The 23,749-nt window shown below is 60.6% G+C and carries 21 protein-coding genes; 16 read left to right on the top strand and 5 right to left on the bottom strand.

Annotated features, from left to right (window positions below; translation table 11 throughout):
• Positions 1 to 319 precede the first annotated feature (319 nt).
• From ACE3PP_RS19905 to ACE3PP_RS19880, 6 genes are all read left to right on the top strand, one after another.
• Positions 320 to 2,011, top strand: coding sequence for a hypothetical protein (locus tag ACE3PP_RS19905; protein WP_374385033.1), 1,692 nt, complete (start codon positions 320 to 322; stop codon positions 2,009 to 2,011).
• Between the two features lie 25 nt (positions 2,012 to 2,036).
• A complete protein-coding gene (locus ACE3PP_RS19900; RefSeq protein ID WP_374385032.1) occupies positions 2,037 to 2,252 on the top strand; it encodes a hypothetical protein in 216 nt (71 codons plus the stop codon).
• 650 nt (positions 2,253 to 2,902) lie between these two features.
• On the top strand, positions 2,903 to 3,064 hold the full coding sequence (locus ACE3PP_RS19895; protein WP_374385031.1) for a hypothetical protein: 162 nt from the start codon (positions 2,903 to 2,905) through the stop codon (positions 3,062 to 3,064).
• Between the two features lie 30 nt (positions 3,065 to 3,094).
• Positions 3,095 to 3,877 (top strand): 2-keto-4-pentenoate hydratase, encoded by a 783-nt coding sequence (locus ACE3PP_RS19890; RefSeq protein WP_374385030.1) that lies wholly within the window; start codon positions 3,095 to 3,097, stop codon positions 3,875 to 3,877.
• A gap of 115 nt (positions 3,878 to 3,992) precedes the next feature.
• On the top strand, positions 3,993 to 4,601 hold the full coding sequence (locus tag ACE3PP_RS19885) for a 2-hydroxychromene-2-carboxylate isomerase (RefSeq protein ID WP_374385028.1): 609 nt from the start codon (positions 3,993 to 3,995) through the stop codon (positions 4,599 to 4,601).
• A gap of 125 nt (positions 4,602 to 4,726) precedes the next feature.
• Positions 4,727 to 5,224 carry a PAS domain-containing protein gene (locus tag ACE3PP_RS19880; RefSeq protein ID WP_374385026.1) on the top strand — a complete coding sequence of 166 codons (498 nt, stop codon included), beginning with the start codon at positions 4,727 to 4,729 and terminating at the stop codon, positions 5,222 to 5,224.
• A 4-nt stretch (positions 5,225 to 5,228) separates the two neighbouring features.
• On the opposite strand, the gene hutH is transcribed toward ACE3PP_RS19880, so the two are convergent.
• The gene (gene hutH, locus ACE3PP_RS19875) at positions 5,229 to 6,755 is read right to left on the bottom strand and encodes a histidine ammonia-lyase (RefSeq protein WP_374385024.1); all 1,527 of its coding nucleotides are present in this window, start codon (positions 6,753 to 6,755) and stop codon (positions 5,229 to 5,231) included.
• A gap of 380 nt (positions 6,756 to 7,135) precedes the next feature.
• Between hutH and ACE3PP_RS19870 the strand changes: the two genes are divergently transcribed.
• The gene (locus ACE3PP_RS19870) at positions 7,136 to 7,840 is read left to right on the top strand and encodes a corrinoid protein (protein ID WP_374385023.1); all 705 of its coding nucleotides are present in this window, start codon (positions 7,136 to 7,138) and stop codon (positions 7,838 to 7,840) included.
• A 279-nt stretch (positions 7,841 to 8,119) separates the two neighbouring features.
• Here ACE3PP_RS19870 and ACE3PP_RS19865 read toward each other — a convergent pair whose 3' ends face one another.
• Positions 8,120 to 8,530, bottom strand: coding sequence for a pyridoxamine 5'-phosphate oxidase family protein (locus tag ACE3PP_RS19865; protein WP_374385022.1), 411 nt, complete (start codon positions 8,528 to 8,530; stop codon positions 8,120 to 8,122).
• A gap of 221 nt (positions 8,531 to 8,751) precedes the next feature.
• Here ACE3PP_RS19865 and ACE3PP_RS19860 point away from each other — a divergent pair, with 221 nt between their 5' ends.
• The 9 genes from ACE3PP_RS19860 (at position 8,752) to ACE3PP_RS19820 (ending at position 19,219) form a co-directional block, all read left to right on the top strand.
• Positions 8,752 to 9,447, top strand: a complete 696-nt coding sequence (locus tag ACE3PP_RS19860) for a response regulator transcription factor (protein ID WP_374385021.1) — start codon at positions 8,752 to 8,754, stop codon at positions 9,445 to 9,447.
• Positions 9,448 to 9,471: 24 nt separating this feature from the next.
• Positions 9,472 to 11,298: a stimulus-sensing domain-containing protein gene (locus tag ACE3PP_RS19855; RefSeq protein ID WP_374385020.1), complete on the top strand. Its 1,827-nt coding sequence runs from the start codon at positions 9,472 to 9,474 to the stop codon at positions 11,296 to 11,298.
• 10 nt (positions 11,299 to 11,308) lie between these two features.
• Entirely contained in the window at positions 11,309 to 11,770 is a 462-nt protein-coding gene (locus ACE3PP_RS19850; RefSeq protein ID WP_374385019.1) for an HPr kinase/phosphorylase, read from the top strand.
• Positions 11,771 to 11,787: 17 nt separating this feature from the next.
• Entirely contained in the window at positions 11,788 to 12,726 is a 939-nt protein-coding gene (rapZ, locus tag ACE3PP_RS19845) for an RNase adapter RapZ (RefSeq protein ID WP_374385018.1), read from the top strand.
• Positions 12,727 to 12,783: 57 nt separating this feature from the next.
• Positions 12,784 to 13,191, top strand: coding sequence for a PTS sugar transporter subunit IIA (locus ACE3PP_RS19840; RefSeq protein ID WP_374385232.1), 408 nt, complete (start codon positions 12,784 to 12,786; stop codon positions 13,189 to 13,191).
• Between the two features lie 10 nt (positions 13,192 to 13,201).
• Entirely contained in the window at positions 13,202 to 13,483 is a 282-nt protein-coding gene (locus ACE3PP_RS19835; RefSeq protein WP_374385017.1) for an HPr family phosphocarrier protein, read from the top strand.
• On the top strand, positions 13,473 to 15,290 hold the full coding sequence (ptsP, locus tag ACE3PP_RS19830) for a phosphoenolpyruvate--protein phosphotransferase (RefSeq protein WP_374385016.1): 1,818 nt from the start codon (positions 13,473 to 13,475) through the stop codon (positions 15,288 to 15,290). The genes ACE3PP_RS19835 and ptsP overlap by 11 nt, the downstream gene beginning before the upstream one ends.
• Positions 15,291 to 15,489: 199 nt before the next feature.
• Positions 15,490 to 16,782 carry an adenosylhomocysteinase gene (ahcY, locus tag ACE3PP_RS19825; RefSeq protein WP_374385015.1) on the top strand — a complete coding sequence of 431 codons (1,293 nt, stop codon included), beginning with the start codon at positions 15,490 to 15,492 and terminating at the stop codon, positions 16,780 to 16,782.
• A gap of 124 nt (positions 16,783 to 16,906) precedes the next feature.
• A complete protein-coding gene (locus ACE3PP_RS19820; protein WP_374385014.1) occupies positions 16,907 to 19,219 on the top strand; it encodes a PAS-domain containing protein in 2,313 nt (770 codons plus the stop codon).
• Here ACE3PP_RS19820 and ACE3PP_RS19815 read toward each other — a convergent pair.
• The 3 genes from ACE3PP_RS19815 to ACE3PP_RS19805 are packed head-to-tail and all read right to left on the bottom strand — an operon-like array spanning position 19,216 to position 23,712.
• Positions 19,216 to 19,758 (bottom strand): response regulator, encoded by a 543-nt coding sequence (locus ACE3PP_RS19815; RefSeq protein ID WP_374385013.1) that lies wholly within the window; start codon positions 19,756 to 19,758, stop codon positions 19,216 to 19,218. The genes ACE3PP_RS19820 and ACE3PP_RS19815 overlap by 4 nt on opposite strands.
• Positions 19,755 to 22,376, bottom strand: a complete 2,622-nt coding sequence (locus ACE3PP_RS19810; protein WP_374385012.1) for a PAS domain S-box protein — start codon at positions 22,374 to 22,376, stop codon at positions 19,755 to 19,757. Before ACE3PP_RS19810 ends, ACE3PP_RS19815 begins: the two co-directional genes overlap by 4 nt.
• A 10-nt stretch (positions 22,377 to 22,386) precedes the next feature.
• On the bottom strand, positions 22,387 to 23,712 hold the full coding sequence (locus tag ACE3PP_RS19805) for an ATP-binding protein (protein WP_374385011.1): 1,326 nt from the start codon (positions 23,710 to 23,712) through the stop codon (positions 22,387 to 22,389).
• Positions 23,713 to 23,749: the final 37 nt, after the last annotated feature.

Here is a 23,749-nt window from a genome sequence, read left to right as displayed (position 1 = left end):
GATGAGAACATAAAAAGAACATTTTGCTTGATGAACGCTTTTTACGTTGTATATTTTGCGTAGACAATCTGTAGGAGGTCCCCTCAATGCAACGACCCATACCCGGTGTTAGTGCGGCAATTATTGCGAAAAAGGATCAGGACTTGCAACCGTCCGGGAGTCCGGCGAGGGACAAAAATACGCTGAAAAGCTAAACCTTGCCGCCCATCTCCACGCCCAGGGCATCAACCCCAACAATTGGACAGCGGCCCAGCCGGCAGACTGGCCGGCACAGCAGGCTTTCCGCGAAACCGGGGAGAAGGACGCGCGCCATTTCGAGGTGGCGGGGCGGCTCTATAAGACGGCACCGCAGGTCGCCGCCACCCCGGCGCAGGGGCAGGACGCGCTCGATGTTTATCTGGGGGCGGTGCCGAAGCCGGTCGAGCAACTGGTCGACGTGGCCAATGTCCCGCTTGTCCATCCGCTCGGCCGACCGCACGACACCAGCACGGGCCGGCCCGACGCGCACGCCCTCAACCTCCATTACGCCCGCGTCGGCGTTGCCCCGGATTCCGCCCATAACGGCGACCCGCTGCCGATGGCGCAGCAGCCAAAGCTGCAGCAGGCGACGCGCGGCCCCGATGGCAAGGAAATCCCGCTCGGCATTCCCGGCATCTATCGCGGCTATGACGACGGCTATTTCTACGCCGCCAACGAAGGCACCCAGGAAAGCGCCGAGGTGCAAGCCCTCCGCCGCAAACGCGCCACGGAGAAAGCCGACACCCAAGGCGACGCCGCAGCCATCGCCGCCAATGACAATGACCCGGAAATCGACGAGGCCGTGGCGCGGAGTTATGGGGAGCAGGCGCCGATAAAGTCTTCGGTCAAAAGCGTTGCTGCAGAGAGTAACCTGTCACAGCAACGTGTCGGGGCTGAGGGACGGTTGCCGCAGCTGATATCGGCGATCGAAAAGTTTCAGAACAGCGAATCCCTGTCCGCTGATTACAGCGATCTCCTAAAGCGCACTGAGGCAGCCTTCGCCAAAGCCGGCGTTTCGATCGACTTGAAGAAGGTCGATGTAGAACGCCTCAAACAAACCGTCGAGCGTGCGGCCAGTTCTTCGAATGCTGTCGATGATCTCAATGCAGGCACAATCAAATCAACGTCGCCAGCTATCGCCGGTGCAACACTCGCAATTCCTGCCGGGGGCGCGTCTCTGACCGGCCTACGTACGGCGGCCGCAGCTGTCGGCACCTTGTTGGAAGAAGCGGCAGTAGGCACTGCTGCTTTGGGTGTCGCTGCTTTTACGGGGCTGGTTGGGGGATTCTTGGCTCTCATGATGTCCAGTACTCAAGGCCCCGAAGCCGACGAGTCACCGAGTCTATATCAGAAGTCAGCAACCCAGTCGAAGCCGGCAGATATCGATCGCGAGAAGGCAGAAACAATACAAGAAATGCCGAACATGGAAACTGCTGCGCGTCCGTCCAACCCGATGGAGCAGATTTCAAGTTCCCTTCCTCTTGCTGCCCCCAAAGCACCCAGCCCAAATTCGGAAGCGACGCAAGCTAGCGCATCGGATTCCTCACTCAAACACTTGATCGTCGAAAATTACCAAACATATTCATCCTTGATCGCCAAACTAAGAAAAGGAGAATCTCTGACCAAGGAGGAAGCGAGTTTTTCGAGAGAAATTATTTCGAAATTTGGTGCCAGCGAAGCATCCGTTGGCAAAAACCTTGAAACGACGGAGCCGACCCCAGCCGGAACTCCGAGTGTATTGGGCGAAACAACACCTGCCAGTCTAGAAATTGCTCCAGCTATTAAGCAGTGGCTGTTCAATTTACTTCGTGGTAATTCCAACGAAGATGCGCAACCTGATCGCGATGAAGCATATGAATTCTGCCGCAACCTTTGTACGGATATTTACGAAAACAATCCGCATCAGTTGCCCGGCGAAGGATCCGATATGAGCGCACGGTGGCGCAGATGTGTGCGAGATTGCCTAAAAGATCATGGATATTCCGACTTCTAAATGGAACATCCATCTAGGGGGGCTGATGAAGCGTGATACCGCCATAGTCTTTATGGATGCTTTGCTGCGGATGGGTCCCTCATTCGATGAACTGACAAACATCACGTATCAGATCGAAGACGAAACTGAGCGCAAATTCATACGTCGACAAATAGCTAGTGCCATGCAGTCCCTCGGCTATGAGATGGCAATGCATATCGTCCGGCAATATCCGGATCTCGATCCGGATAAGAAGGGCTGATTGGCATTCTCTTCTGTCTTTATCTTGTCAATTTGATAAAACGAATCTCCATGCGTTTCAGATCATCATTATCGCGATAGGGGCTGCAGCGACTTGGTTTGTCGTTAGCAATACCTTCAGCAAAGGATTGTCTCTCGCTGACATGGATTGGGATGATAGTGGCCAGACATCGTTGACGGAACTTTGGGCCACGATTGACTATGGCGTACGCCCAAGTGCCGATCGGCCAGCATGCCGCGAAGTGTTCGAATTCAAGGATGGACGCCCGATAAAGCTTCTCTGCCCATAGCGGCAATCCGAAGAGCAGCTAAAGGCGCCGGCAAACTCTGCCGTCTCGCCGCGTAAAACTGTACAATGGCCCAGTCACCGAACGGCCATTTTCAGCGGATTATCCGAATGTCTAAGGACGACACGATTCAGCTCAAAACCTCACCCACGACATCGACGGAAACCCGCTCGAAGTCGGCGGACGAGTTGTGGGCAGAAGCGTGGTTGGCGGAGCGGACCAAGCCTTCCCGGCAGCAGAATTTGACGCCATTGCAAAGGAAGGAACGGGCCGAGGGACTAAGATTGCTCCGCCGAGCACGCTCCGGGGATCCGGGACTGTTGGTCAGGTCGTAGTCAATCGTTACTCGCGCCTGCCAGAGGAGGTGGGTCTCTCCAACAAGCTGACGCCGGAAGACCTGCCGGGCGTTTACGGCCACGAGATCGGTCATGTCATTGACCAGCTTGCCGGTGAAATATCGACCAAGGGGCTGACGCAAGAGCCGAAAGCGCTCTACGATGTCGGCAACAATCGGACCCCGCCCTGATCACATCGCACCATCTGAGAAGCAATCGACATGACTGAGACTTCGATCGACAAGGCAGCCGGCATTCTTTGGAAGACGCGCTTGGCGCAGGGGCGGCTGGCGGCCTTGCCGGCCGATTGCAAGCCGGCGACGCTGGACGAAGGCTATGCGGTGCAGGCGGCGATGGCAGCACTGGCCGGCCAGGCAACGGTCGGCTGGAAGATTGCGGCCACCAGTGCGGCGGGGCAGAAGCATATCGGCGTTACCGAGCCGTTGGCCGGGCGCCTCTTTGCCGATTTCGTTCTGCCCGACGGCGCCAGTTTGCCGGCGGCACCCTTGCAGATGCGGGTCGTCGAGGCGGAGTTCGCTTTCCGCTTGGGCGCCGATCTGCCGGCGCGGGCTGTGCCTTACAAGATCGGCGAGGTGCGCGCGGCAATCGCCGATCTGCATCTGGCGATTGAGATTCCGGATGCGCGCTTCGAGCCGTTTGAGACGATCGGCCCGGCGCAGATCGCCGCCGACGATGCCTTTGCCGCCTGGTTCGTGCTGGGGCAGAAAGTGACGGGATGGGAGAGGCTCGATCTTCCCAACCAGCCGGTGCGAGTCACAAAGAACGGCAAGGTCGCTGCGGAGGGGGCGGGTGCCAATGCGCTGGGCGATCCATGCCTGGCGCTCACCTGGCTCGCCAATGAACGCGCCAAGCGCGGCCCGGCTTTGCAGGCCGGTGACATCATCACGACAGGCACCTGCATCACGCCGCTCCATGTCGATGCGGGCGATGCGATCGTGGCGGAATTTCCGGGTCTGGGCCGGGTCGCGGTTCAACTGACGTAAGGCGTTGCACGCGCCCATATTGACTGCCGGAGTGCCTTGACGTTGTCCTTCGGCGGGCGAAAGATCGTCAGGTTCGATGGATCGGTTTAGACCTCAACCGAAAGGCACATCCGTCATGGCGCGTATCGTCGATTTCTATTATGCGATCGGCAGCCGCTATTGCTATCTGGCACAAAGCCAGGTGGCGCATCTGGAGGCGATCGGCCATGTCGCCATTCGCTGGCAGCCGCTCCTTTCCGAGGAACTGATGCGCGCGCGCGGCCTCACGCCCTTCAAGCAGAATCCGGTTTCGGTCCAGTATCTGCCGGAATATCGATCCGAGGACGCGGCGCGCTGGGCGGCCTTCTATGGCATCCCTTACCGCGAGCCCGCCTGGAAGGTCATCGATTGGCGCCGCGTCAACTTGGCGGCGGTTGCCGCCGCGCGGGTGGGCGATGTCGCCGCCTATTCACGCCGTCTTTTCGATGCCGTCTTCGGTCAAGGGGCGCAGGTCTTGAGCGATCACGATCTCGCGCGCCTTGCCGACGAAGCGGGGCTTGATGGCAAGCGGCTGGTCTCCCTCATCGACGACCAGGAAACGGTGGCGCTCCACCAGCGGACGATTGCGGCCGCGGTTGAGGCCGGTGCCTTCGGCGTGCCCACCTTCGTTGTCGACGGTGAGGTCTTCTGGGGCAATGACCGGCTGGTCCTGTTGCGGCACCATCTGGGCAAGGATGCGGCGTAAGCGCGCCAGCAAAATATCGCGTCATCGGGGTGTCATCATCGAGGTATGATCCATGCCGGTTGCATGGCGCCGTGCCGTCGTCGATAGTGCCCACATGGGGGCGATGACAATAGCGGAAAGATTGGATGATTCGAGCAACCCAAATCGCTGACCTCGGTTCGGCACCGCTGCTGCAGATGGAAACCTATTGGCACCAGAAGCGGGGCGATCGCCTGATGCCGTCGCGCGCCGATATCGATCCGGCCGAGATCAAGCCGCTGCTGCCGCAGATCATCATGGCGCGGATCGAGCACGATCCATTCCGCGTCAGGTACAGCATCGTTGGCACCGCCTGCGCGCGCAGCGCCGGCTTCGACTATACCGGCCGCTATCTCGACGAACTCATGTTCGAATCTGAAAGCGATACGGATTGGCTCCAGATCTACGCCGAGATCGTGCGCGAGCGGAAGCCGATCGCCGGTGTCTGCCGTTTCCGCACGGCCCATACCGAGATTCCCTATCGCGTCGGCGTCTTCCCGCTCTCCAGCGACGGGCACCGGGTCGACCAGACCATCTCTTATGAGCATCTGACCCTGTCGCTCGGCGAGATGGAGCAGGTGCTGCCGGCGAAACCGGTGCGGTGACGCGCTAGCGAACGGCGCGGAGCGGCGTCAATTCGTGGAAGAGCGGTGCGGCGATGACCGATTTCGCGGCGGCGATGTCGGGCGCCATCTCGCGATCCTCGTTCCAGAAGGCGACCTTTGTGCGGAGCGCATCCATGACGCGGCGCAGGGTGCGGCTGGTCTCAAGCGGCCGCCGGAGATCGATCCCCTGCGCGGCGCAGAGGAGTTCGATCGCCACGATGCCGGTGGTGTTGTCGGCCATGTCGAGCACGCGGCGCGCGCCGTGCGTTGCCATCGAGACATGGTCTTCCTGATTGGCGGACGTGGGGAGCGAGTCGACGCTCGCCGGATGGGCGAGGCACTTGTTCTCCGATGCCAGAGCCGCCGCCGTCACATGCGCGATCATGAAGCCGGAATTGAGGCCGGGCTCCGGCACCAGGAAAGCCGGCAGATTGCTGAAGCGTGCATCGGTCAGCATGGCGATGCGGCGTTCGGATAGGGCCCCGATCTCGGCCACGGCAATGGCAAGGCAGTCGGCCGCCATCGCCACAGGCTCGGCATGGAAGTTGCCGCCGGACAGGACATCGCCTTCGGCGGCGAAAACGAGCGGATTGTCGCTGACCGCATTGACTTCGCGCCCGATGATGGTGGCGGCATGGCGCAGCATGTCGAGAACGGCCCCCATCACCTGCGGCTGGCAGCGCAGCGAATAGGGGTCCTGCACGCGGTCGCAATCGACGTGGCTGGCGCGCAAGGGGCTGCCCTCCATCATCGCCTTCAAGGCCGCCGCGACTTCGATCTGGCCCACCTGACCGCGTACTTCATGAATGCGCGGATCGAACGGCGTGTCGCTGCCCAGGGTCGCGTCGGTCGTCATGGCACCGACGGCCAGGGCCGCGAGGAACACATCCTCGGCCGCAAGGAGACCGGCCACGGCCAGTGCCGTCGAGACCTGGGTGCCGTTAAGAAGGGCGAGGCCTTCCTTGGCGGCGAGTGTCATCGGCTTGAGGCCGACGCGGTTGAGGCCCTCGACGGCGGAAATCGTCTGGCCCTGGTGCCGCACCTCGCCGACACCGAGCAGAGCCTGGGAGAGATGGGCAAGGGGAGCAAGGTCGCCCGACGCACCGACCGACCCTTTGGACGGGATGAGCGGATAGATACCGGCATTGAGAAGTGTCACGAGCGCCTCGATCACCTCGCGCCGGATGCCGGAGAAGCCGCGCGCCAGGCCGTTGATCTTGAGGATCATGATGAGGCGTACGATCTCGTCGGCAAAGGGTGCCCCCGTGCCGGCGGCATGGGAGAGGACGAGGCGGCGCTGCAATTCGGCCACTTGCTCGTCCGGGATGCGGGTATGGGCGAGCGAGCCGAAGCCGGTATTGATGCCGTAGGCCGTCTTGTGCTGGTCGAGAATGGCCTGGACCGTGGCCGCCGAGGCGTCAATCGCCGGGAAGGCGGCCGGCGCAATGGCGAGTTTCAGCCCCTGGCGCCAGACGCGCCGCAACTCGCCCAGCGCGAGGGTGCCGGGGGTCAAGGTGAAGGTCTCGCTCATTTTTGTCTCCTGCCGCAGATCGTCGGTAGCTTGTCTAATCTTGTATATACAAGTTGGTAGGGCGACTCGCAACTGGCTTCGAGCGACGGATTTCGCGGTGGGATTGGGCGCCGGGATCGGCCCATGAATTCTTTTACTGCACCGATGAGCCGTGGCGATCGATGCGGCGCCGATGGCGCGCCTACGCGAAAAGCCTGTCGTTCCCCGAACAGTGGGTGTCGCGGCGGCACGTCCTCAAACCTGCAAAAGCCGTTACGCCTGTTGCGAAATTTCGAACGAGCGGGCAGTTTGTCGCCGGTTCTTAACGAGAGATTAGGTCGGGCGGTGCAAGATCGCGACCGACTTCGCTGAACAACATGCCAGAAGGCAAAGGTGTGACCATGGCCAATGACGGTGATCTTGATCTCAACTCGCTGAACGACGAAGAGCTTGTCCAGCAGGTACATGACGACCTTTACGACGGTCTCAAGGAAGAGATCGAAGAGGCCGTGCGCATTTTCCTGAAGCGCGGCTGGACCCCCTATGACGTCCTGACCAAGGCCCTGGTCGAGGGCATGCGGATCGTCGGCGTCGATTTCCGCGACGGCATCCTGTTCGTGCCGGAAGTGCTGCTTGCTGCCAACGCGATGAAGGCCGGCATGAGCATCCTGCGGCCGCTGCTCGCCGAAACCGGCGCGCCCAAGGTCGGCAAGATGGTGATCGGCACGGTGAAGGGCGACATCCACGACATCGGCAAGAACCTCGTCTCGATGATGATGGAAGGCGCCGGCTTCGAAGTGATCGACCTCGGCATCAACAACCCGGTCGAAAAGTACCTGGAAGCCATCGAAGAGCATCAGCCGGACATTCTCGGCATGTCGGCGCTGCTTACCACGACGATGCCCTATATGAAGGTCGTCATCGACGCGATGATCGAAAAGGGTATCCGCAACGACTACGTCGTCCTGGTCGGCGGTGCACCGCTCAACGAAGCCTTCGCCGCTTCGGTCGGTGCCGATGCCTATTGCCGTGACGCTGCCGTCGCCGTGGAAACGGCCAAGCAGTTCATGTCGAAGCGCCAAGGCTCGGCTCTCGCCAAGAAGTAATAGCGGCACTGACGGACAGATATCAAAGCCCCGCTGCTTCGGCAGCGGGGCTTTTCTGTTGCCGACTTGAATCGGTTGCAATGCATTACTATAATGCTCTTTATGAGTGATAGTGGCGGTGCGTTATTACAGTTTCTACTCGACCTCATTGTTGATGCAAGTGAAGGTCGCGGTAGGATCGCATTTCTCATCCGATGTCTGCTGAAAACCTCCTTAGCAGTCGCCGTGATTTATTTCTGCGTGATCTTCTGGCGGGCGACATTCAGTTGAGGTGGCTTCTCAGATTAATTCCGCGTTGGTGAAGCGATGGATGCGACCAAAGCCGGCAACGAGCAGAGCCTCGGCAACGGCAAAGCGGTAAAAGTGGAAGTCCTTGAAATCGGCGTAGAAGGCCGCCTCCGGCCGAGTGGCGAGATATGCGGCGCGGTGCGCAGGATCGTGCGTCTCGGCGACCTCACCGAGTAGCGTCACCCGCGGGCCAGTCAGCGGTTCGTTGACGCCGCCGGTACCGTCGAACAGCAGCGAAGCCTTCGGGCTGTTGGCGAGATTGCGGACATGATCGGAGAGGTCGGAGAGCAGCAACAGCGGCATCCCTGAGGCATCCAAAGCCGGCACGGTGAGGCTGACCGAGGGGTAGGTGGCGTCGTCCCGGCGCGCCAAGGTCCCGAACGCGGCCTTGGGAAGCTGCATCAGCCGTCTAATTTCCCCTTTTGGATCAATATCTTCAGTCATGGGCGCGAACTCGTTTGGCAATTTGTTGAAACGAGCGGAAGATTGGCGGCAGAATCCATTAAGCGCAATCACTTGGCCTAGCAAATGTGCCGATTGCGCCCCATTTCTGTCATCATTGGCAGCAATCTTGGCAAGGTTCGCTGATTTCTATACTGGTTCGCACGCCAAGGAGAAAACCCGTGCCGCAGACGATTGCGCTGGTCGACGATGATCGCAACATCCTGACCTCGGTCACGATTACACTGGAAGCCGAGGGCTTCGCCGTTCGCACCTATAGCGATGGCGCCGACGCCTTGCGCGGACTCACCCAGCAGCCGGTCGACTTGGCCGTTCTCGATATCAAGATGCCGCGCATGGACGGGATGGAACTCCTGGAGAAGCTGCGCAAGACCTCATCGTTGCCCGTTATCTTCCTGACCTCGAAGGACGACGAGGTGGACGAGTTGATGGGCCTGCGCATGGGCGCCGACGATTACATCAAGAAGCCCTTCTCGCAGCGCCTCCTCATCGAGCGCATCCGCTCGATCCTGCGCCGCGAGGAAAGCCGCTCGGCCACCAGCCAGAGCGGCGAGGCGGCGATGGTGCGCGGCCCCCTGATGATGGACCCGACGCGGCATTTGTGCACCTGGGACAGCCGGCCGATCGAACTCACGGTCACGGAGTTCCTGCTGCTGAAGGCGCTGGCTCAACGCCCCGGTCATGTGAAGAGCCGTGACCAGCTGATGGACGCAGCTTACGGCGAGAATATCTATGTCGACGACCGCACCATCGACAGCCATATCAAGCGGCTGCGCAAGAAATTCAAGGCTGTGATCGGTGACTTCAACCATATCGAGACCCTCTATGGCGTCGGCTACCGCTACAAGGAAAGCTGATTTGCCCCGCGCGCGAACCGGCCGATGAGCGAAGCTTCGCGCAGCGACGAGCTCGAACGTTGGCGCCTGCCGCTCTCCACGGCACCCGCGAAGCCGAAGAAGCCGGGTTTCTGGCAGCGCCGCAAGGCATTGCCGCCGCGGGCCGAGCCGGAATTGCGCGCCGCACCGCGTGCGCCTGCCGCAAAAGCGGTGGCATCGCCGCAGCTGCAGCCGGCCACACGCAAAGAGAAGCCGCGCGAGCGGCGCCTGCCGGCGTCAAGCCGCTCGCTGTGGCAGTCGCCGCTGACGCGTCGCATTCTGGTTCTCAACATCATGGCGCTTCTCGTGCCGGTACTGGGTCTCCTCTATCTGCCGACCTATCGCGACAGCCTGCTGCAATCGGAGCTGGAGCTGCTGAAGACGGAAGGCTCGCTGTTCTCCGGCGCGTTGGCTTCGAGCGGCGTTGCCACCACCACGTTGGGTGACGAGAAACTGGTGCCAGAGACGTCGCGCCAGACCATCCGACGATTGGTCGACGTGTCCAAAACCCGCGCCCGCCTGTTTACCCCTGATGGCATCCTCATTGCCGATTCCTTCTTGCTTTCCGGCCCCGGCGGTATCGTCACCATCACGCCGCTGCCGCCGCTCGATCCCAATGAAAGCCTGGTCTGGAAGTGGATTGCCGGCGCCTATGATTGGGTCTTCGACCGTCTGCCCAACAGCCGCATCCTGAAGCCCTATCAGGAAGCCGCCGTGCAGAATGCCACCGATTACGAGGAGGTGGTGAAGGCCCTGGACGGTGAGGCCGCGACTTTCGTGCGCGATGCCGGCAAGGGCAAAATGATCCTTTCCGCCGCGGTGCCGGTGCAGCGTTATCGGCAAGTGCTGGGCGCCCTTCTGTTGACCAAGCCTGGGGATGATATCGAAGCGACCTTGCGCGACACGCGACTGACCATTCTGGGGGTTTCCGGTATTGCGCTTGGTGTCACCGTGCTGCTGTCGCTCTATCTTTCGAGCACCATTGCCTTGCCGATCCACCGCCTGGCCGATGCCGCGGACCGCGTGCGGCGCGACAAAGGGCGGCAGAAGCAGATTCCGGATCTTTCGGCGCGTGGCGACGAGATCGGCGATCTTTCCGGAGCGCTCCGCGATATGACCGAAGCCGTCTGGCGCCGCATGGATGCGATCGAAGGCTTTGCCGCCGATGTGGCACATGAAATCAAGAATCCGCTGACCTCGCTCAGGAGCGCCGTCGAAACCGTGGCGCGCGTCGAAGATCCGCAGCAGCAGAAGAAGCTGATGAGCATCATTCTCGATGACGTGCAGCGCCTCGACCGCCTGATCACCGACATTTCCGATGCCTCGCGCATCGATGCCGAAATGTCGCGTGTCGAGGCACAACCGGTCAATCTGCGCGATCTCGTTCTTGCGGTCGCTGACATCTATACGGCGACGGGACGTGAATCGGCGCCGGTCATTGCGACCGATCTGCCGGATGGCGATGCGCTGGCTGTGCTGGGAACCGAAAGTCGTCTCGGCCAGGTCGTGCGCAATCTTGTCGCCAACGCCATTTCCTTCAGCCCGCCCAAGGGAACGGTCGTGATGGTCGCGCGCCGTGTCGGCCGCCAGATCATTCTGACGGTCGAAGATGAAGGGCCGGGCATTCCCGCCGACAAGCTCAACGCTATTTTCGAGCGCTTCTATTCGGAGCGACCGAAAGGCGAAAAGTTCGGCACGCATTCGGGCCTCGGCCTCTCCATCTCCAAGCAGATCGTCGAGGCCTATGGCGGCAGTCTCAAGGCGGAGAACCGCACGGATGCCAGCGGACAGATCATTGGCGCTCGCTTCATCGTGACCCTTGTGATGGCGTGAGGTCGTAGAGATGGGTGCAGCATCGCTTCGAATGGATGGTGTCGCCGTGGCAATCGACGGAAGGGGCGTGCTGTTGCGCGGGCCCTCCGGCAGCGGTCGGTCGGATTTGGCGTTGCGCCTCATCGATGAAGGCGCAAAGCTCGTCAATGACGAGCAGGTGGAATTGCATCGGCATGGCGGCAGGGTGACCGTGGCGGCGCCGGCACTGATGCCGCCGGCACTCAAGGGATACATCGAAGCGCGCGGCCTCGGCCTCGTGCCGGTCCCCTATGTGGATGGCGAGACGGAACTGGCCTGGGTCGTCGATATGGCTGGGCTTGAAACCATCGAGCGCCTGCCGCCGGCGCAAAGTGTCGATTTTCTCGGCGTCAGCATACCCTTGATGCAGATAGATCCCGCCGCACCGTCGGCCACCGCCAAGCTGCGGCTTGCAGTGCGATGCGGTGCCGGCCATATATTGGGCCGGGAATAGAGATTTCGGGCAGGGCCATGTCGCAAAACGATCCGGCGTCGATGGTAGCGGAACGAACCGATGGCGATATGCGCAAAGAGCGGCGCCATGTCGTGCTGGTGACCGGATTGGCCGGGGCCGGCCGATCAACGGCACTGAAGTGTCTCGAGGATATCGGTTACGAAGCGGTCGACAACATGCCGCTCGATCTGTTGCCGCATCTGCTGGCCGGCCTGGCACAGGCAAGCCTGCCGGAAATGGGCAAGCCGATCGCGCTCGGCATCGATTCCCGTACCAGCGGTTTCTCCAGCGATGGCTTCATCCACCTGGTCCAGCAATTGAAAAAGGACAAGCGCCTGCGCGTCAGTCTGGTCTTTCTGGATTGCGACGATGATGTGCTGCAGCGTCGCTATACGGAAACGCGACGCCGGCATCCGCTGGCGCAGGACCGTCCAGTGGTCGACGGCATCCAGCGCGAACGCCAGCTGATGCAGCCGGTGAAGGGCGAGGCCGACATCGTGCTGGACACCAGCGAGAGCGCAATCGGAGATTTGAAGGCGATGCTGGCCGGGCATTTCGGCCTCGATGCGCAGCCGGATTTGGCCGTAACCATTCTTTCCTTTTCCTATAAGCAGGGCCTGCCGCGCGAGGCAGATCTTGTTTTTGATGTCCGGTTTCTTGAAAATCCCCATTATGATCCGGCACTTAGGCCGCTTACGGGGGAGGATGCGGCCGTTGGCCGCGCGATCGAGGCCGACCCTGCTTTCCCCGGTTTCTTTGCGGCCCTGACTTCCTTATTGTGGCCCCTCTTGCCGGGCTATGAGGACGAGGGGAAGAGCTATCTGACCATCGCCATCGGGTGCACTGGCGGACGGCACAGGTCGGTCTTCGTCGCCGGCAAGCTGGCACAATGGTTCAAGGAGCGCGACCGCGCGGTCACGCTCCGGCATCGCGATGTAGGACGGTCGGCCGGATGAGGGCGACCGGCGCAGCGCGGGTTTCGACATTCGGGGGTATGTGTGGTTCAGACTGAAGTGATCGGCATTGTCCTGGTAACGCACGGCAATCTTGCCGCTGAATTCCTGGCCGCCCTGGAACATGTCGTCGGCAAGCAGCAAGCCGCTGCCGCCATCTGCATCGGCCCCGAGGACGATATGGAGCAGCGCCGGCGCGAAATTCTCGAAGCCGTCGCCAAGTGCGACCAAGGAAAGGGCGTCGTCCTGCTGACCGACATGTTCGGCGGCACGCCGTCGAACCTCGCTATCTCGACGTTGGACAAGGCGAATGTGGAAGTGGTGGCGGGTGTCAACCTGCCGATGCTGATCAAGCTGGCAAGTGTGCGCGGGACGTTGCCGCTCACCGGTGCCGTGACAGCAGCGCAGGAGGCCGGGCGCAAATATATCAACGTCGCATCGCAACTCCTCAAAGCCAGCGAATGCTGAGGGGCTGCCGATGTCACAGACAGATAAACTCACGGCCCGCGCCCAGATTGCCAACCAGAAGGGGCTTCATGCCCGTGCCGCAGCGAAATTCGTCAAGACGGCCGGAAGCTTCGATGCCGATGTCCGCGTCGCCAAGGGCGAGATGGACGTCAGCGGTGGATCGATCATGGGCTTGATGATGTTGGCGGCCAGCATCGGTACCGAGCTTGAGATCCGCGCCCATGGCGCCGAAGCGCGGGCCGCGATCGACGCCCTGGTCGATCTTATCGAGCGCAAGTTCGATGAAGAGTGAGACGCCGCGATCATCGCGTCGTCCTACCAAGGCCGCCAAGGACAAGCCAGCGGCGCATCGCGAAGTTTTGCTCGAAGGGCTCGGCGTTTCGGCCGGTATAGCTATCGGCCATGCGCATGTTGTCGAGATCGGCGTCATCAATGTGCCGGATTATGAGATCGCGCCGGATGCCGTCGAAGCGGAACTGGAACGATTTCGCGACGCTTTGGCAAAGTCGGAACGCCAACTCCGGAAACTGAAGAAGAAAAGCGCTGAACTGCACGGTGCTGCGGCCGAGGAACTGGAATTCCTGCTCGACGCGCACATGCAGATGTTGTCCGGCTCGCGCATCGTACGCGGTGTCGAGAGGCGGATTTCGGATTTGCGGCAGAATGCCGAAGCGGCGGTGCAATATGAAATCAATGCGATCGCGCATGATTTCGAGCATCTCAACGATCCTTACCTTTCGGCTCGTTCCAAGGATGTGCGGGAAGTCGGGGACCGATTGCTGCGCAACCTGACCAAGACACCGTTTGAGGCGTTCAAGCATCTGCCCGAAGGTGCCATCGTCATCGCCGAGGAACTGACACCGGCCGATACGGCGCTACTTGATCCCAAGCGCATTCATGCCTTTGCAACAGAGCTGGGTGGCGCTGAAAGCCATACCGCGATCATGGCGCGTTCGCTGGCGCTGCCCGCGGTTCTCGGCCTTGCCGGCCTCTCGAAGGCGGTGAAGACCGGGGATACGGTCATTGTCGACGGTGCCGGCGGCCGCATTTACATCAACCCCACGCCGGGCCGGCTTGAAGAGTTTCATCGGCGGCAGTTGGAGCTGGAGCGGACCGAGCGCATCCTGTCGCGGCTTAAGAAGCTGCCAGCCGTTACGCGCGATGGGCAGCGCGTCGGCATGCTGGTCAATCTGGAACTGCCCCGCGAGCTGGACATGGCGCTGGCGGCAGGTGCCGAAGGCGTGGGGCTGCTGCGTTCCGAGTTCCTCTTTATGAACCGCGCCGATCTGCCGACCGAAGATGAGCAGGTCGAATCCTATCGCGCCATCGTCGAAGGTATGGAGGGCAAGCCGGTCACCATTCGCACGCTCGACGTGGGTGGCGACAAGTTGGCGCCGTCACTGCGTGAGCGGCTGGGCGATACCGCCAACCCGGCGCTGGGCCTGCGCGCGATCCGGCTCGGCCTGCAGGAGCGAGATCTGCTGGAAACGCAGCTTGCCGCGATCCTGCGTGCCAGTGCACACGGTCCCGTGCGCATCCTGCTGCCGATGATCTCGTCTTTGAGCGAGGTCAAGCAGGTGCGGGAAATGCTGCTACAGGTGGCCAAACGGCTGAAGCGGCGCAATGTCAAAATGGCCGATTCCCTGCCGCCGATCGGTGTCATGATCGAAGTGCCGGGTGCTGCCCTTTCGGCGGACGCCTTGGCGCAGGTGTCTGATTTCTTCGCCATCGGGTCCAACGATCTGACGCAGTACACGCTGGCCATCGACCGGGGCGAAGAGCAGGTGGCGCATCTCTACAATCCACTGCATCCGGCCGTGCTGCGGCTGATCCAGTTTGCGACCGAGGCCGCCTTGCGCAGCCGCATTCCGATCAGTGTCTGCGGCGAGATCGCGGGCGATCCGAAATTCGCGCCACTCCTGCTGGGGCTTGGCATCCAGGATCTCTCCATGGCGCCGGTCAATCTGCCGCGCGTGAAGCAGCGCATCCGAAACATCGATTATCTGGCGGCAACGCGCTGTGCGCGGCTCATCATGGATCAGTGGGATACGGGCCGCATTGCCATGCTGCTCGACGATTTCAACGCCCTCGCGGTTTGAAGGCTTCGGACGGTGGTCCCAGGCCGTCGGATGATCCGATATTTTTCCTTCTGGATCATATAATTACCTAAGGTTCGATAGGTGATGATGCCGGATCGCATCAATTTACAGGCGTCCGCTAAAGCAGGGCTTGCCGCGACCGGGCCGGCCTGCTATACGGCGCCATATAAACAAATCTTTATCTGATGGAGACGCCGCCATGGCCGCCAACGATTTCAAAGTCAAAGACATCAGCCTCGCCGATTGGGGTCGCAAGGAGATCGCGATCGCTGAGACCGAAATGCCGGGCCTGATGGCGCTGCGCGACGAGTTCGGCAAGAAGCAGCCCCTGAAGGGCGCGCGCATCGCCGGCTGCTTGCACATGACCATCCAGACGGCGGTTCTCATCGAAACGCTGGTGGCCCTCGGCGCCGAAGTGCGCTGGTCGTCCTGCAACATCTTCTCGACCCAGGACCATGCGGCTGCCGCCATCGCGGCGAAGGGCATCCCGGTCTTTGCCTGGAAGGGCATGTCGGAAGAGGAATTCTGGTGGTGCATCGAAGCGACCATCACCGGCCCGGGCGGCTGGAAGCCGAACATGATCCTCGATGACGGCGGCGACCTCACCCAGATCATGCACGACAAATATCCGGACATGCTGAAGGACATCAAAGGCATCTCGGAGGAAACGACCACCGGCGTCCATCGCCTCTATCAGATGCAGAAGGACGGCTCGCTGAAGGTTCCGGCAATCAACGTCAACGACAGCGTCACCAAGTCGAAGTTCGACAACAAGTATGGCTGCCGCGAAAGCCTCGTCGACGCCGTCCGCCGCGCTACCGACGTCATGATGGCCGGCAAGGTCGCCGTGGTCGCCGGTTTTGGCGATGTGGGCAAGGGTTCGGCCGAAAGCCTGCGCCATGCCGGCTGCCGCGTCCTTGTCACCGAAGTCGATCCGATCTGCGCGCTGCAGGCGGCGATGGAAGGTTATGAAGTGACGACGATGGAAGACGCCGCGACCCGTGGCGACATCTTCGTCACGGCCACGGGTTGCGTCGACGTCATCACCGTCGAGCATATGCGCGAGATGAAGGACCGGGCCATCGTCTGCAACATCGGCCACTTCGACAGCGAGATCCAGATCGCGGGCCTCCGGAACTACAAGTGGCACAATGTGAAGCCGCAGGTGGATGAGGTCGAATTCCCGACCGGCCGCCGTATCCTCGTGCTGGCTGAAGGCCGCCTGGTCAATCTGGGCTGCGCCACGGGCCATCCCAGCTTCGTCATGTCGGCCTCCTTCACCAACCAGGTGCTGGCCCAGATCGAACTGTGGGGCAACCACAAAGCCTACAAGAACGAGGTCTACGTTCTGCCGAAGCATCTCGACGAGAAGGTGGCGATGCTGCATCTCGCCAAGGTCGGCGCCAAGCTCACCAAGCTCAGCGACAAGCAGGCGACCTATCTGGGCGTCACCCAGGCCGGCCCGTTCAAGCCGGAGCATTACCGCTACTGATCCTGCGATAGGCGGGGTGTATGGAATGGGGCGCCCGGTCGAGAAGGCCGGGCGCCCTTCTTCTTGGCGGTACACATCGTCGGTGGCTTGTCACCGGAATCGCACATCCGTACAGTGCTCAGCCATGGGCGACTCGCTGCAATTGGGGATGGGTGCGGCTGGATTGGTGATGGGCTTGGCCGTCGCCGCCTATCAGGCATGGCGCCGCCACGGTGAAAAGACCCAGTTCTCGGCTCAGCTTCACGGATTTGAAGAGACCCTTTCCGCCCGCAAGGCGGAACAGGAAGAGTTGGCCGCCACTTTGGCGACCGTCCCGCTTGGCCATATCGTTTGGGAGGTTGGCGGCCGCGCCGAGGTCGATCGGCTGGCTCGCCGCTGGCTGAAACTGCCGGCGGACGGGGATTGCACGCGACACGATCTGGTGGCCTTGCTCAAGCCGGCCGAGCAGGCGGAGCTCCTCAACGCCATCATGTCGCTGGAGAAGGAGGGGCAGAGCTTCACCTTTGAGCCGGTCTCGGTAGAGGCGCGTCTGCGCTGGACGGGCATGCGCAGCGGAGCGAAGTGCCATATCTGGCTCGATGACGTCGGCGATATCGTCGAACCGCTGGAGCAGGCCTCCGCCCATGCGCTGAAGACGGCTTCGTCCCTGGCCCAACTGCTAGAACAATTGCCTTACCCGGTCTGGCGGCGGGGTGAGGATCTGGCCATTGCCTGGTGCAACCCGGCCTTTGCCAGCATTCTCGACCTGCCGGTGGAGAGGGTTATCGGCGAGGGGCGCGAAATCAACCCGGCCGCCAAGGCTCTGGCGCGCCGCGCGCAGCGGGTGGGTCTTGCCCAATCGGAAAGCCAGCAGTTGGTCGTGAAGGGGCAGAGGCGCCTCTACGACCTCACCGAAGTGCCGTTGCCCGACGGGTCGGTCATCGGCTTTGCGCTCGACCAGACTCAGCTTGAAGAGAGTCACGGCGAACTGGCGCGCCATATCGCCGCCCATGACGATGTGCTGCAGGCATTGGGCACCGGCATTGTGATCTTCGGTCCGGACAAGCGGGTCAAGTTCTTCAACGCCGCTTTTCGTGACATGTTCAACCTCGATGCCGCGTTCCTGCGCCTTGAGCCTAGCGTCGACCAGGTGCTCGATATGTTGCGCGAGCGTCGGCAGATTCCGGAACAGGCCGACTTCCGTTCGTTCAAGCAGGAGTGGAGCCGGCAGGTCATGTCGGTCATCGCGCCGTTCGAGGACCTGATGCATGTACCCTCCGGTGCCACCTATCGCATGCTGGCCTCGCCCCATCCCTTCGGCGGCGTCATCCTTACCTTTGAGGATGTCACCGACAAATTGGCGATGGAGCGCAACTACAACACCCTGATCGAGGTGCAGAAGGAGACCATCGATCACCTTTATGAGGGCATCGCGGTGTTTGGTAGCGATGCGCGCCTCAAGCTCTACAATCCGGCCTTCGTGCGCTTGTGGAATCTCAGCGAAGCCGATGTCGATGGCGAGCCGCATGTGCGCCAGATCGTTGAGGCGGTGAAGCCATTCTTCGAGAACAAGCCGAACTGGGACGAATTGCGCCGCCGCATCATATCGAACATCGGCGAGCGCGAGGTAAAGAACTGGCGTCTGGAACGCATCGACGGCAAGATCATCGACATCGCCGGCATTCCATTGGCGGATGGTGGCCGCCTCTTCAAATACACCGACGCTACCGACAGCATCAATATGGAGCGCGCGCTGACCGAGCGCAATGAAGCGCTGGTGGCGGCCGACCGGCTGAAATCCGAGTTCATTGCCAACGTTTCGTACGAATTCCGTACGCCGCTCAACGCCATCATCGGCTACGCGGAATTGCTGGCGCGGCAGTATTTCGGCGATATGAACGAGCGGCAGTTGGAATATGCCTCGGCCATTCTCGACTCAGCGCAGAACCTCATTCTGATGATCGGCGACGTGATCGACGTCGCCGCTATCGAGGCTGGATATATCCATCTGGAGCCGAGCAAAGTCGATGTCCGGCAATTGACGGAATCTATGGCGCGCCTCTTCCAGCAGAGGGCACGCAGCCGCAACATCGAGCTGCTGATCGAGGTGGAGCCAGATGTGGGCATGATCGATGCCGATCCACAGCGTTTGAAGCAGGCGCTGGGCAATCTGCTCAGTGCGGCCATCGGTGCTGCCCCGGGTGGTCGCACCATCATCGTGAAGGCAGAACGCCAGGATAGCATGTTGGAGGTCAGTGTCAGCGTCCAAGGGGCTGTCGAGGATTTCGGCTTCGACGTCGGTCCGGACTCAGATTCGTCGCAAGCCCGATCATCAACCCGTGGACTGGGCGTTGCGTTGGCGCGAACCCTTATCGAAATGCATGGTGGGCGCTTGATGACGGAAAGCGGGCCACGCGGCCGCCGTATCGTCTGTTCGTTGCCGCTCGACGCTGCCTAGGCCGCTCGGCCTTCCTGCAGCACAGCCCTTAGTGCTGACAGAAGCCCTTGTTGCGTTACAGATGATTTTGGCAAGTATCCGCTGATGTCGTAGCGGGCGCGTACCATGTTTTCTGAAAAGCGACCGGCCTGACCCGTATGAATGAGGACGGGCAGCGACCGGGTTTCGGGTTCGGCGCGCAGGCTTTCGAGCAGATCGAGCCCAGCTTCGGCGCTTTCCATGACCACATCGAGAAGAACAAGGTCGATATCTTCTTCATCGCCCGCAAGGCGCGTGCGTGCTTCACTGGCAGAGTGGCAATGGCTGAGGCGCAGTCTGCGACCATCTATCTCGGCGCCGCTGAGAGCTAAGCCAATAGCTGCATGCACCTCGGAATCGTCGTCGACGATCAGAATCGACCAAGGTCGGCCGGCCGTGACCGCTCCTTCTTCGGCCTCGTCGGCAAACAAACTTGCCGCGTCGTCGTCGACAAAAGGCTTTAGGCGCAACAATATCCATTGCGCGAGGCCGGTTGCCTCTTGCGGAGGTTGGTTGATCATCGGCCCTGCTCCACATCTGGTGCATTTGGAGTGACGACGGGAATAGTGATGGTGAAGATTGTACCCTGACTTGGTTGACTGCTGACATCAATCGAGCCGGCCAGCATTTCGACGATGATATTGTGGACGATGTGCAGTCCGAGCCCGCTGCCGCCATGACCAAGGCGGGACGTGAAGAAAGGATCGAATATCCGTCCCAGCGCAGACGCCGGGATGCCGGCCCCGTTGTCGGCCACGGTCAGTTGTAGATCGGAGCCAAGTCGAGCAGCCTTTACCTCGATACGCGGTTCGCCGACGGTCACCACCGAATCCTTTGGAAATGCGTGGATGAGTGCGTTGTTGATGAGATTGGTCAGAACCTGGCCGAGCGGGCCGGGATAAGAGTCGAGCGTAATATCTGGCGCCACGTCCACCAAGGTCGTGACACCGGCGCGGCGGATGCTGGGATGCATGGTCGTGATGATCTCGTCGACTACTTCCTGGAGTTGGAAGGTCCGGCGCTGCGAACTCGTTTGATCGACCGCCACCTGCTTGAAACTCTGAATCAGATTGGAGACCCGCTCGATATTGCGGTTCGTGATATCGACACCAAGCTTCACTTGGCTGACGAAATTTTCGAGCCCGGTGCGGGTGAGCTTGCCTTCCAGCATCGGTTCAAAGGTACGGACGGCGCCAGCTAGGGTTGAGGCGGCAAGGCTCGCGTTGCCGACCGGTGTACTGATTTCGTGCGCGACGCCGGCAACAAGGCTGCCCAGGGAGGCGAGCTTCTCCGAACGCATAAGCCCCTCCATGGCGCTTTGCAGTTCAGCCGTACGTTCGGCCACCATCCGCTCGAGTTCGCTATTCAGCCTGCGTTGGGCTTCCTCGGCCTGTCGCCTGACCGTGATATCCTCGACAATCGTCCATTTGAATTGTGCGCCATCTGCACCGGTCACCAGGACGGTCGTCGTGGACACCGGGACGAGACTGCCGTCTTTGCGGCGATAGGCTTTCTCGTAGGCGGGAACGATGCCGGTCTCGTGCAGACGTTTGAGGCGCGCAGGTTCTTCCGCCAAGTATTCTTCGGGGATCAGGTCATAGCAAGTATGGCCGACAAGCTCATTGCGCTCATATCCAATGAGCGAAAGAAAGGCATCGTTGGCTTCAATATAGCGACCCTCTATGTCCTGAAGATTGATACCGAGTGGACTAAGGGCGAAAAGTGAGCGCAATTTATCTTCACTGGCGCGCAGCATCAGCTGTGACTGATGTGCCGCAGCCTCTGCTGCCTTGATGTCGCTGACATCATGGACCGACGTGAGGAGCGCCGGGATACCATTGTGCTCGAACGTCCGCCCCCATAGAACGCAATGGCGCAATTCGGTGCCGCGGCGCAGAATCCTGATCGGCATCGACTTGACTTCACCAATGGTGCGGGCCTGACGCAGCATCTCGTTACGTTCGGCGAGATCCGCCCAAATGCCAAAATCGACGGTCGTCCGGCCGATCGCTTCGGTCCGCGCATATCCGGTGATCTGAACGAAACCCGGGTTGGCATCGAGGATGCGACCGTCGCTAAGCGCCGTAATCAGAATGGCATCTGGCGACTGCAATAGGACACGCGACAGCATTTCCTCGGATTGACGCAGGCGCGATGAAACGGCGTTGCGTTCGGTCACATCCGAAGCAATCCCAAGAAAGCCGGTCAGCTCTCCACCCCGATTCCTCAGCGTGGAAACTGACAGCAGGACTGTCTTGCGGCTGCCGTCACGATGGATATAGGTCCATTCATCGGCATTCCGCTCACCGGCAAGAGATCGCGCCACGAATACCTGAAAATCCGGTGGGATTTCGCTATCCAAGTGGATGGATATCTGCATCGCGCGCGCCGCGATTTCATTGGCGTCATGGAAAACAACGGGCGTGTGCTTGCCAACTATTTCTGCGGAGCTGTAGCCGAGCATTTCTTCAGGGGCACGATTGAAGAAAGTGATTGTGCCGCTGACATCCGTCGCGATAACCGCATAGGAAGCATTGTCCAGAATTGCGCGCTGCAAGGCCGAGTTATCGGCCGATTGTCGTTCGATTTCAGCTTTTTGCTGGTTGACCGCCGTGAGCGCCAAATAAGAGCAAACGCCGCGGGCGAGGGCCGCGTCGCGCGCCTGCCAGGGGACAGTTTTTTCAGTTCGCTCAAAGCTCAATAGGCCGATATCGGTCCCTGAGGTGCGGACGACGTGCTTGAGGAGGGCGGCGATGCCGTTTTGGCGCAGATACTCGTCATGAATGCCAGCAAGTCGCTCATCAGAAAGAGCATCATCGCTGATGATGAAAGTATGCTGTTCAAGGGTGGCGAGCTCATCGTGCACTTTGTCCAGCGGGATTTCCACATCGTGGCATCGGGCGTGGGTGAGTCGGTCGAAGCGGGCGATGCTGCGCAAGACATTGTTCTTCTGGTCCCGTACCCAGACGGTGACGAAACGTGCATCGACTAGGTCGAGGCATCGCTCGCAGATAAGATTGACGACCGTTTCAAAGTCACCTTCCTGCACCGACCGATTGCGTGCCAGCTCTGCAAGAAAGGCGACGGCTTCCGACGAGATGAGGTCCGTATTGTCCGGATTCGTCAGCCCGACCTTCACGCTGCCCCCCCTAACCAATGCGGTCGGGGAAGACGAGTGAGACGATCGTTCCTCCGCCTTCGCGGTCGGCAATCTCTACGATCCCGCCCATGATAGCAGTCAGATGGCGGCATATCGTGAGGCCCAACCCTAAGCCGCTCGCATCCTTTGTCAGCACGTCCTGTCCGATCGAGAATGGCTCGGCAAGGTGGCTCTTGATCGATTTCGGGATACCGGGGCCGCGGTCGCTGACGGATATCGCGAGTTCACCGCCTCGCGAGGTCCAGCCGATTTCTACAGTTTCGTGGCGCGGCGAATAGCGTAGGGCGTTCGAAACAATGTGGCCGAGGACTTTGCTAAGCGAGGCGCGATCAACTTCAAGAATACGCTTGTCTTGGTTCAATTGGCAGCGAAGTGAAATGCCCAGCCTGCCAGCGTCGGCCTGATAAAGCTCGGATTGGTATGCGACGAGTTCTTGCACGTCTATCGGCTCGACCACCAGCTGACGCCGGCGGGAGTCCACCTGACTGAAGTCCAGAATATCGTCGACCATGGCGGCGAGCCGGCGCCCAGCCTCCAGAATATCCTCGATATAAGATGCGGGCACCGAGCGCCCATCGTTCAGGGCGCGCAGCGACAGTTCACTGAAGCCAACGATGGCGTTGAGCGGTGTGCGCAATTCGTGGCTGACATTGCTGAGAAATCTTGATTTTGCCTGGGCGGCACTCAGGGCTGCTTCGCGTTGTTCCAGATAGTCGATATTCAGTACTTCGAGCTCTCTCGTCAGCTGCTCAAGTCTTTGATTGGTGTCCATCAACTGGCGTAGCCGATCATAGGCACGCAAGGCCGTTGCCACCGACGTAAAGAGTCGTATGCGGGAGAGTTCTGACTTCGTGCGGTAGTCATCGATATCGTAGTTGCGGATGACATCATGCTCAGGTGCGTAGCCTGGGTGCCCGGTACGCAGAATGATGCGCGGGGCGCTGAGATTGAGAGCTTCGCGGATCACCCGCACCAACTGCAGGCCAGCGTCGTCGGTCTCCATCACCACATCGAGCAGGATGACGGCAATATCGTCTGCGTCAGTCAGGATTTGCCTGGCTGCTGCCGCCGAATTTGCGTGCAGGAACTGCATTGGCTTGCCCAGCACGGTCTCGCCGTTTAGTGCAAACTCTGTGGTGACATGCACATCCGGATCGTCATCGACGATCAGAATCTGCCAAGCGCCGGGGCGTGCGGAATCACTGCCGGAAGTGTCGTCGGCAAGAACGGCGAGATCCGCTTTTATTTCTGCCCCCGAACTCAAGATGATCCGCTTGCGCTGCCCAAATGATTCGGCACCGGCGCGAGCGCACAAGTACCGACTTTGGGCACCTTGGCAAAAGTTCGTTAAG

Origin of the sequence: Dongia sp., from assembly GCF_041910485.1 — a bacterium.
Taxonomy (GTDB): domain Bacteria; phylum Pseudomonadota; class Alphaproteobacteria; order Dongiales; family Dongiaceae; genus Dongia.
The sequence above is the reverse complement of the archived record's forward strand: the minus strand, read 5'-3'. Positions and strand labels throughout refer to the sequence as shown.

Excerpts from the sequence above, each read along its gene's own strand:
- ACE3PP_RS19900 (WP_374385032.1), top strand. The coding sequence starts at position 2,037 with ATGAAGCGTGATACCGCCATAGTCTTTATGGATGCTTTGCTGCGGATG.
- ACE3PP_RS19890 (WP_374385030.1), top strand. The coding sequence starts at position 3,095 with ATGACTGAGACTTCGATCGACAAGGCAGCCGGCATTCTTTGGAAGACG.
- ACE3PP_RS19885 (WP_374385028.1), top strand. The coding sequence starts at position 3,993 with ATGGCGCGTATCGTCGATTTCTATTATGCGATCGGCAGCCGCTATTGC.
- ACE3PP_RS19880 (WP_374385026.1), top strand. The coding sequence starts at position 4,727 with ATGATTCGAGCAACCCAAATCGCTGACCTCGGTTCGGCACCGCTGCTG.
- hutH (WP_374385024.1), bottom strand. The coding sequence starts at position 6,755 with ATGAGCGAGACCTTCACCTTGACCCCCGGCACCCTCGCGCTGGGCGAG.
- ACE3PP_RS19870 (WP_374385023.1), top strand. The coding sequence starts at position 7,136 with ATGGCCAATGACGGTGATCTTGATCTCAACTCGCTGAACGACGAAGAG.
- ACE3PP_RS19865 (WP_374385022.1), bottom strand. The coding sequence starts at position 8,530 with ATGCAGCTTCCCAAGGCCGCGTTCGGGACCTTGGCGCGCCGGGACGAC.
- ACE3PP_RS19855 (WP_374385020.1), top strand. The coding sequence starts at position 9,472 with ATGAGCGAAGCTTCGCGCAGCGACGAGCTCGAACGTTGGCGCCTGCCG.
- ACE3PP_RS19850 (WP_374385019.1), top strand. The coding sequence starts at position 11,309 with ATGGGTGCAGCATCGCTTCGAATGGATGGTGTCGCCGTGGCAATCGAC.
- rapZ (WP_374385018.1), top strand. The coding sequence starts at position 11,788 with ATGTCGCAAAACGATCCGGCGTCGATGGTAGCGGAACGAACCGATGGC.
- ACE3PP_RS19835 (WP_374385017.1), top strand. The coding sequence starts at position 13,202 with ATGTCACAGACAGATAAACTCACGGCCCGCGCCCAGATTGCCAACCAG.
- ptsP (WP_374385016.1), top strand. The coding sequence starts at position 13,473 with ATGAAGAGTGAGACGCCGCGATCATCGCGTCGTCCTACCAAGGCCGCC.
- ahcY (WP_374385015.1), top strand. The coding sequence starts at position 15,490 with ATGGCCGCCAACGATTTCAAAGTCAAAGACATCAGCCTCGCCGATTGG.
- ACE3PP_RS19820 (WP_374385014.1), top strand. The coding sequence starts at position 16,907 with ATGGGCGACTCGCTGCAATTGGGGATGGGTGCGGCTGGATTGGTGATG.
- ACE3PP_RS19815 (WP_374385013.1), bottom strand. The coding sequence starts at position 19,758 with ATGATCAACCAACCTCCGCAAGAGGCAACCGGCCTCGCGCAATGGATA.